We start from the raw sequence: 7,368 nt of genomic DNA, 5'->3' as shown, positions 1-7,368 counted from the left end.
CGGAGTCGGCACAGACCTTCCTGGTCGGCTACGGCGTCGCGCAGGCCGTCGACCGGGGATTCCTCGCCGGTGACACCCCCACGGGTCTCGGCTGGCTCGGGGTGGCCGCCCTCGCCGTGGTACTCGGCGCGCCCGTGATCAGGGGCGTCTTCGCCGAGCTGGCCGGACTGACGGAACCACTGCGCGACCGGCTCGTGCGGCGGGCGGTCGACCAGTCCATGGCCCGTGCCCTGGCCCGTCCCGGTGGCGGGGACCGCGCCGCCGTCTCACGGCTCACCAACCAGGTCGAGATCGTGCGGGACAGCTTCGCCGGGCTCGTCCTCACCCTGCGCTCGTTCGTCTTCACCGCGGCCGGAGCCCTGGCGGGACTGTTCTCACTGGACCCGGCGCTCCTCGTGGTGGTCCTGCCGCCGCTCGCCGGTGGCCTGGCCCTTTTCCTGCTGACGCTGCGGCCCATGGCGGCGGCGCAGCGCCGTGCTCTCAACGCGGACGAGGCACTGGGCGATCACACCACGCGTGCCCGCGGCGCGCTGCGTGACATCACCGCCTGCGGTACGCAGGCGGAGACGGCACGAAGCGGAGCACGGCTCATCGCCGACGCCGCCGCCACGTCCCGTGTCCTCGCCCGCTGGGCCGCGGTGCGCACCCTCGCCCTGGGTGTCGCGGGTCAGCTGCCCGTACTGCTCCTGCTGGTCGCCGTGCCGTGGCTGCGCGGCAGGGGTGTCACGACCGGCGCTCTGCTCGGGGCGTTCACCTACCTGGCCCAGGCCCTGCTGCCCGCTCTGCACACCCTCATGACCGCGATCGGCGCCGCGGGAACCCGGCTGCTCGTGGTGCTGGACCGGTTCACCGTGCCGGAGGCGCGGCCGTCCCCCACCGGGGCGGCGCCACAGCCACCTGCGCCGCTGCCCGGGCGTGCCGGGCTGCCGCGACCCCCGGCCCGCTCCCCGCTCCCGCCGATTCCGGCGCCGTCACAGCGGGTTCCCGCGGTGGAACTGCGCGCGGTGACCGTCGGCTACGGTGCCCGGGCGGAGCCGGTCCTCGACGCGCTCGACCTGCGCGTCGAGGAAGGCGAACACCTGGCCGTCGTGGGTCCCAGCGGCATCGGCAAGTCGACCCTCGCCCGTCTCATCGCCGGGACGTGCGCGCCGTGGAGCGGTGTGGTGCGGGTGACCGGCCGGACGGTCGCCGGCCGGGGGGCGGCGGAGCTGGCCGCGCTGCGCGTCCTGGTGCCCCAGCAGGCGTACGTCTTCACCGGTACGGTCCGGGACAACCTCGCCTACCTGCGGCCGGACGCCGCCACGAGCGACATCGAGGCCGCCGTCCGAGATCTCGGAGCCGCTCCTCTGGTCGAGCGCCTGGGTGGGATCGACGCGCCGCTGCGACCCGACGACCTCTCGCAGGGCGAGCGCCAACTGATCGTCCTGGCGCGCGCTCACCTGTCCACGGCTCGGCTGCTCCTGCTCGACGAGGCGACGTGCCATCTCGACGCCGCGTCCGAGGCGCGCGCCGAGGAGGCGCTCGCCCGGCGTCCGGGAACACTGCTCGTCGTGGCGCACCGCATGTCGTCCGCGGTCCGTGCCGACCGGATCCTGGTGCTGGACGGCGTCCGGGCGGCCCACGGCACCCACCGGGAGCTGCTTGAGCGTTCCTCCCTCTACCGGGACCTGGTGGGGCACTGGAGCCGAACCGGAGGCTGACCCGCGAGCCGTGCCCCCGCGTCCGCGTGCCCCGCCGCCGTCACATCCAGCCGCCGCCCTGGACGATGCGAATCGCGTCCACGCGGTTGCGCGCCCCGACTCTCCGGATCGCACTGGCCATGTAGTTGCGGACGGTCCCCCGGGACAGATGCAGGCAGGCGGCGATCTCTGCGACGGACGACCCCTGCGACGCCTGGAACAGGACGCTCAGCTCACGGGCGGTCAGTGGCATCTCGGACGCCCGCAGCAGTGCGACGGTGAGCCGCTCGTCGAGGAACCGTTCCCCCTTGGCCACCGTGTGCACCGCGGCGATCAGCCGCTGCGACGAGGCGTCCTTGTCCACGAAGCCGAGCGCTCCGGCGTCGAAGGCCCTGCGCAGCACACCCGGCCGCTCCGGAGCCGCGAGGACGACCAGCCGCGTCCCGCACCGGTCCCAGACGGGCACTCGGCCGGCCTCGCCGGGCGGGCCCTCCAGACAGTCCCCGTCGACCACACACACGTCCGCGGGTAAGTCGTTCTCGTCCGGGCCGTCCCCGCGGGACGACACGGAGGAGACGTCGAGTCCGTCGGCCGACCGCAACAGTTGCACCAGTGCCGACCGCAGCAGCGTCGCGTCGTGCACCACAAGAACGCGGACCATGTACAACCCCCTGGTTTCCCCGGCCGCCGCAGGCGGCCGGGCTCGTCCCCCTACCGGTCCCCAGCCGTCTGCCCCCGGGTGCCGCACAAGAAGCACGGGACTCGATCACGCCCGGGCCGACCGTCGGCAATACGCCGTTCTGAGCGCCGTCGGGAAGGGAGGGGCGACGCGGAATCGGGCCGGAACGCGTCGGTGGTCCGCGTGGAATCGGACGGCGGCACTCGGTGCCGGCCTCGCCCGTTGGCTGTTCACATCGCGGTTGGTGGTGCCGGGCGGCCGGCGGACAGCGGGACGCGGTGACGCCGTGGCGTTCGCTACCGGAGAGTCACAGACCGAAAACAGGCGAAGTGAATGTGGCCCGAATGCCAGTGCACCCGTACGGAGCGTCGTCGCCCCGCACGGCGATGCCCGCGGCGCTTCCCGCCGCCGGGGCGTCCGTGGGGCCATAAGGATGGCCGGAGGCCGTGTCGAGCGGCCCTCGCGGGCCCGGTCGGCCATCCTGGGCCGGAAGCGGCGCCCTTCCCCACGATTAGGAGCACGGCCATGCCGACGGACCCGGTTGGACGTTTCCTGGCGGCTCTGGACCCGGATCACCGGGATGTTGTCAGTGCGAAGTCTCGCGAGGAGCAGGAACGACTGGCGGAGGACTGGGAGAGGGAACTCCGGGCGGACACCGATCTCGACACCCTCGACGAGTTGTCCCCGCCGGCGGCGGAGGCCGAGGCCGCCAGGCGGGTCCTGGGCGACCGCTGACCCTTCTGCCCACGGTCTCCACTCACCGGACGCCTCCGCCGGACGACCCGGTGCTCCCGGGGCCCCCTGCGTTCAGATGCTGCAACGCCTCGACCAGTTCCTGGCAGGCCCGTTCCACGGACCGTCTGGTGTTGATCTGTTCGCTGATCACGGAGGACAGCAGGAGCGCGGTCAGGCCCAGGGTTCCATTGAACGCCTGAAGCTTCATCATCGTCTCGACGTCGGTCAGCCTGGCGAAGGAACCGGCCTCTTCCCTGGCCGCGACGGTGGCCATCACGGAGGCGAAGAGCGCGCACGGCATGCCGCCCGCCAGCTGGAAACGCAGCGCGGCCCAGATCAGCAGCGGATACACCAGGAAAAGGACGCTGACCGAGCTGTACGTGATCAGTGGCACCAGCACGCACACGACGAGCGCGAGCCCCGCGGCCTCGCCCCATCGACCGGACGGGGGCGGCCAGCGGGCCCGGTGCAGCAGAAGCAGCAGCGGAGTGACGATCACGACGCCCATCGCGTCACCCACCCACCACGCCAGCCAGACGAGCCAGAAGTCGTCGGCGGCGAGTTTGTCCGTGAGGGCGAGTACGCCCACGCCCACGCCCGAGCTGATCAGCATGGCTGTCATCGCCCCCAGGAACACGAGCGTCAGGCCGTCGCGCAAGCGGCTCAGACTCACGCGGAATCCGACCGCGCGCAGCATCAGACAGGCGCACACGGGCGCGAGGGTGTTACCGAGCACGATCCCGGCGGCGGACAGACGGGGAGCGGTCAGAGAAGCGACGACCAGCAGGGCGCCGACCGCGATGCCGGGCACGCACCGCAGTCCGAAGAGCAGGAGGCAGGCCACGGCGACGCCGGTGGGCGGCCAGATGGGGGTGACCACCGCGCCGTCCGCGACCAGTTGCTGCGAGAGCCCCAGTCGTCCCGCCGCGTAGTAGCAGACGGCGACGAGCAGCGTCTCGCAGACGAGGACGACCGGTCGCGGCCAAGCACGGATACCCACCACAGCAGCCATCAGACACCGGGGCCGACGCATCAGCGAGGCGAGCCGCGCATCGTCCCGCCCTACGGCGTAACGGCACGTCCGTCATGGCCGACGACGAGCACGGCCGCGTCGTCCTCGTGTCCCACCAGTTCGGCGTTCTTGAGCACGGCGGCCGCGAGCGAGTGCGCCTCCATGCCCGCGACGGCGGCGACGCCTGCCAGTCGCACGACCCTTGCGAGCCCTTCGTCGACGCTCAGGGAAGGCCCTTCCACCACTCCGTCCGTGAGCAGGACGAAGACTCCGCCCGTGGTGAGCCGGTACCGGGTCACCGGATATTCGGTCCCCTTGAGGACGCCCAGCGGTGGCCCTCCTTCGTCCTCGGAGACCTCCGCCTTGCCGTCGGCCGTGGCCCATACGCAGGGAATGTGCCCGGCCCGCGCGCTCTCCAGGACGCCGGTGGCAGGGTCGAAGCGCATGAAGGTGCAGGTGGCGAAGAGGTCCTTGTTCAGGGAGAGAAGCAGGTCGTTCGTACAGGCGAGCAGGTCGCCGGGCTCACTCGTCACTGAGGCGAGCGCCCGCAGGCCCACGCGGATCTGCCCCATGAAGGCCGCCGCGTCGATGGCGTGTCCCTGGACGTCTCCGACGGAGAGGCCGATACGGCCGTCGGGGAGTACGAAGGCGTCGTACCAGTCCCCACCCACGTTGAGTCCGGCGTACGCGGGCGCATAGCAGGCGGCGAGGTGAAAGCCGGGGACCGTGGGCAGGCTCGCGGGAAGCATGTCGCGTTGCAGCGCGACCGCCAGCTCCACCTGGGACCGGCGCAGCTCGGCCAGCTCCCGTGCCTGAGTGGTCAGCGATGCCAGCCTGGCCAGCAGCTCTTCGCCGTCAGGTGCGGGACGCTTGCGGAACATCGACCACTCCCGGGCCATCCGATCCGCCTGTCCTCACGGCGGCGCCTCTAGAAGCCGGACGGTCCAAGTCTCTCATTCACCTCGACAACGGGCATACCGAAACCGAACCGACCGGAGGCGAGTGGCTTCCAGCCCAACTTAGGTTAGCCTGACCTGCATGGCGAAGGTCCGTCGGCTCATGCCTCAGCAACCCGGAATGTTCCGCGCCCGCGTGGTGCGCACGGAACGCGTCTCCCCGTCCATGCAGCGGGTGACCGTCGCCGGAGCGGAACTCGCCGAGTTCCCGTGGCTCGGGTACGACCACTGGTTCCGTCTGTTCCTCCAGCTCCCCCATCAACGCCGCCTCCGGCTACCGGAGCACACCGGCTCCCAGTGGTGGCGGCCCTACCTCGCCATCCCCGAGCACGAACGGCCGCACTGCGCCAACTACTCCGTGGCCGACTTCCGTCAGCGGGCGGCGGAGATGGACATCGATTTCGTCGTGCATCGCGGCCCCGGGGGCGAGATCGAGGGCAGAGCCGCGATCTGGGCCTGCCGGGCCGCCCCGGGCGACGCCCTCGCCGTACTCGACCAGGGCATCCTGTTCGACTGCCCGCAGGACGCCTCCGAGGTCACCATCGTGGCCGACGAGACCGGGCTGCCCGCCGCCGCGGGCATTCTGCGCTCCCTGCCCGGCGAGACGGTCGGACGGCTCATCCAGGAGGTCCCCACCGCGGCTGACAGGCGTGCGCTGGACGGTCCGGCCGGCGTGACCGTCTCCTGGGTCGTGCGTCAGGACAACACCTCGGTGCCCGGCGCCGCCGCACTCCGTGAGCTGCGACGGCTCGCCTCCACCGATGCGGCGGGGTACGCGTTCGTGGTCGGCGAGTCGACCCTGGCCACCGAGGGCCGCAGGCACCTGCACCGCCTGGGGATGCCCAAGGATCGCATCACCTTCTCGGGCTTCTGGAAGCACGAAGCCGCTCAGGCCGCCTGATCCGGCACTGCGGCCGGAAGCCTGCTTACCGCGGCTCGGTCGCGATCTGGATGAGGTTGCCGCAGGTGTCGTCGAAGACGGCGGTGGTGACGGGACCCATCTCCAAGGGCTCCTGGGTGAAGTGGACCCCCAGGCCACGCAGGCGCTCGTACTCCGCATTCACATCGTCGACGGCGAACTGGGCCAGCGGGATGCCGTCCTCGACGAGCGCGTCGCGGTAGGCCTTGACGGCCGGATGGCCGGCGGGCTCCAGCAGGAGTTCCGTGCCGCCGGGCTCGTCGGGCGACACGACGGTCAGCCACCGGTCCCGCTCGCCCACCGGCACGTCGTGCTTCGTCACGAAGCCGAGAATCTCGGTGTAGAAGCGCTGGGCCTCGGCCTGGTCGTCGACGAAAACGCTGGTCAGACGGATCTTCACGGAGTGCTCTCTTCCGGTTGGGACGTGTCGGGCCCGAGCCATCGCTCAAAGCCCCGCCGCAGGGGGGCCGTGTTGAGCTCGTGGAACTTGTAGCGGCCCTCCCGCCTGGTCTCGACGAGCCCGGCCGCCTCCAGTACGGCCAGGTGCTGGGAGATCGCCTGGCGCGAGATGGCGAGCTGGTGCTTCATGCTCAGTCTCGAGCAGATCTCGAACAGTGTCTGTCCGGACTTCTCGGCCAGCTCGTCGAGGATGGTACGGCGGGTGGGGTCGGCCAGGGCTTTGAAAAGGTCGTCGGCCACGTCCACAGGATAGGCAAGCAATCACTTGCCTATCAAGTCGTACTACCGGACCGCGGTCGCGACCTCCCAGGCGAACCCGTCCGGATCGGTGAAGGCACCGTCTCCGCCGCCGATCGTGAGCCCGTGCGGTCCGGTGCCTTCGGGCGGGACTCCGGCGTCCTTGGCGAGGGCGCGACGGCCGTAGAGCGCCAGCTTGACGGAGTTCGGCGGTGTCTCGAACTCCACGTACTTGCGTCCGAAGCTCTTACCCACGGTGAGGCCGCGAGCGACGTAGAACTTCTTGGTCGCCACGACGTCCTCGACACCCAGCAGGAGTACGAACTGGTCGATCTGCCGGGTGGCCGGGCCGGTGTCCTTCTTCGCGGAGGTCGCGATCTTCCAGAGCGCCCCGTCGGGGGCGCGTACGACGCCGCCGTAGCCCCAGAAGGACTTCGTGGCCGGCTTCACCACCGACGCCCCGGCGGCCACCGCCGCGTCGACGAGGCCGTTGACGGTGCCCGGCTGGGAGACGGTGAGCGACAGGGTGAAGCCGCGGAAGCCGGTGGCGGGGGTCTCCGACGCCCGTACTCGTACCTGGCTGCCCAGGCCGAAGGCGGCGTCGTAGAAGCGGGTGGCGGCGGCGGGGTCGTCCGCGCCGAGGGTGACGGAGTCGATGGAGGTCATGCACCGAAGGTATGGGCCGCCCCGGC

At 71.3% G+C, this 7,368-nt stretch carries 9 protein-coding genes; 3 read left to right on the top strand and 6 right to left on the bottom strand.

Going from position 1 to position 7,368, the window contains the following annotated elements; translation table 11 throughout:
* Positions 1-1,700: ABC transporter ATP-binding protein (locus EBH09_RS35470; protein WP_238697537.1), on the top strand; the 1,700-nt coding region annotated here is incomplete at its 5' end.
* A gap of 40 nt (positions 1,701-1,740) precedes the next feature.
* Here EBH09_RS35470 and EBH09_RS35465 read toward each other — a convergent pair.
* On the bottom strand, positions 1,741-2,340 hold the full coding sequence (locus EBH09_RS35465; protein WP_121751177.1) for a response regulator transcription factor: 600 nt from the start codon (positions 2,338-2,340) through the stop codon (positions 1,741-1,743).
* Positions 2,341-2,883: 543 nt separating this feature from the next.
* On the opposite strand from EBH09_RS35465, the gene EBH09_RS35460 reads away from it, so the two are divergent.
* Positions 2,884-3,093 (top strand): hypothetical protein, encoded by a 210-nt coding sequence (locus EBH09_RS35460; protein ID WP_121750865.1) that lies wholly within the window; start codon positions 2,884-2,886, stop codon positions 3,091-3,093.
* 22 nt (positions 3,094-3,115) lie between these two features.
* Here EBH09_RS35460 and EBH09_RS35455 read toward each other — a convergent pair whose 3' ends face one another.
* Both EBH09_RS35455 and EBH09_RS35450 read right to left on the bottom strand, forming a co-directional pair.
* On the bottom strand, positions 3,116-4,105 hold the full coding sequence (locus EBH09_RS35455) for an MASE1 domain-containing protein (RefSeq protein WP_121750864.1): 990 nt from the start codon (positions 4,103-4,105) through the stop codon (positions 3,116-3,118).
* 50 nt (positions 4,106-4,155) lie between these two features.
* Complete coding sequence (locus tag EBH09_RS35450; RefSeq protein WP_121751176.1) at positions 4,156-4,986, bottom strand: PP2C family protein-serine/threonine phosphatase; 831 nt, start codon at positions 4,984-4,986, stop codon at positions 4,156-4,158.
* 157 nt (positions 4,987-5,143) lie between these two features.
* On the opposite strand from EBH09_RS35450, the gene EBH09_RS35445 reads away from it, so the two are divergent.
* Complete coding sequence (locus tag EBH09_RS35445) at positions 5,144-5,962, top strand: siderophore-interacting protein (RefSeq protein WP_193776702.1); 819 nt, start codon at positions 5,144-5,146, stop codon at positions 5,960-5,962.
* 25 nt (positions 5,963-5,987) lie between these two features.
* On the opposite strand, the gene EBH09_RS35440 is transcribed toward EBH09_RS35445, so the two are convergent.
* Genes EBH09_RS35440 through EBH09_RS35430 form a run of 3 tightly spaced genes read right to left on the bottom strand, consistent with a single transcriptional unit; the run spans position 5,988 to position 7,342 of the window.
* Complete coding sequence (locus EBH09_RS35440; RefSeq protein ID WP_121750862.1) at positions 5,988-6,380, bottom strand: VOC family protein; 393 nt, start codon at positions 6,378-6,380, stop codon at positions 5,988-5,990.
* The gene (locus EBH09_RS35435; protein WP_121751175.1) at positions 6,377-6,679 is read right to left on the bottom strand and encodes a metalloregulator ArsR/SmtB family transcription factor; all 303 of its coding nucleotides are present in this window, start codon (positions 6,677-6,679) and stop codon (positions 6,377-6,379) included. Before EBH09_RS35435 ends, EBH09_RS35440 begins: the two co-directional genes overlap by 4 nt.
* 42 nt (positions 6,680-6,721) lie before the next feature.
* Complete coding sequence (locus EBH09_RS35430) at positions 6,722-7,342, bottom strand: glyoxalase (RefSeq protein WP_121750861.1); 621 nt, start codon at positions 7,340-7,342, stop codon at positions 6,722-6,724.
* Positions 7,343-7,368: the final 26 nt, after the last annotated feature.

Source organism: Streptomyces sp. E2N166, from assembly GCF_003671715.1.
Lineage (GTDB): Bacteria > Actinomycetota > Actinomycetes > Streptomycetales > Streptomycetaceae > Streptomyces > Streptomyces thinghirensis.
This window is presented reverse-complemented; position numbering and strand designations above follow the sequence as displayed.

Coding starts and splice junctions, on each gene's coding strand:
- EBH09_RS35430 (WP_121750861.1), bottom strand. CDS start 7,342: ATGACCTCCATCGACTCCGTCACCCTCGGCGCGGACGACCCCGCCGCC.
- EBH09_RS35460 (WP_121750865.1), top strand. CDS start 2,884: ATGCCGACGGACCCGGTTGGACGTTTCCTGGCGGCTCTGGACCCGGAT.
- EBH09_RS35450 (WP_121751176.1), bottom strand. CDS start 4,986: ATGTTCCGCAAGCGTCCCGCACCTGACGGCGAAGAGCTGCTGGCCAGG.
- EBH09_RS35445 (WP_193776702.1), top strand. CDS start 5,144: ATGGCGAAGGTCCGTCGGCTCATGCCTCAGCAACCCGGAATGTTCCGC.
- EBH09_RS35455 (WP_121750864.1), bottom strand. CDS start 4,105: ATGGCTGCTGTGGTGGGTATCCGTGCTTGGCCGCGACCGGTCGTCCTC.
- EBH09_RS35465 (WP_121751177.1), bottom strand. CDS start 2,340: ATGGTCCGCGTTCTTGTGGTGCACGACGCGACGCTGCTGCGGTCGGCA.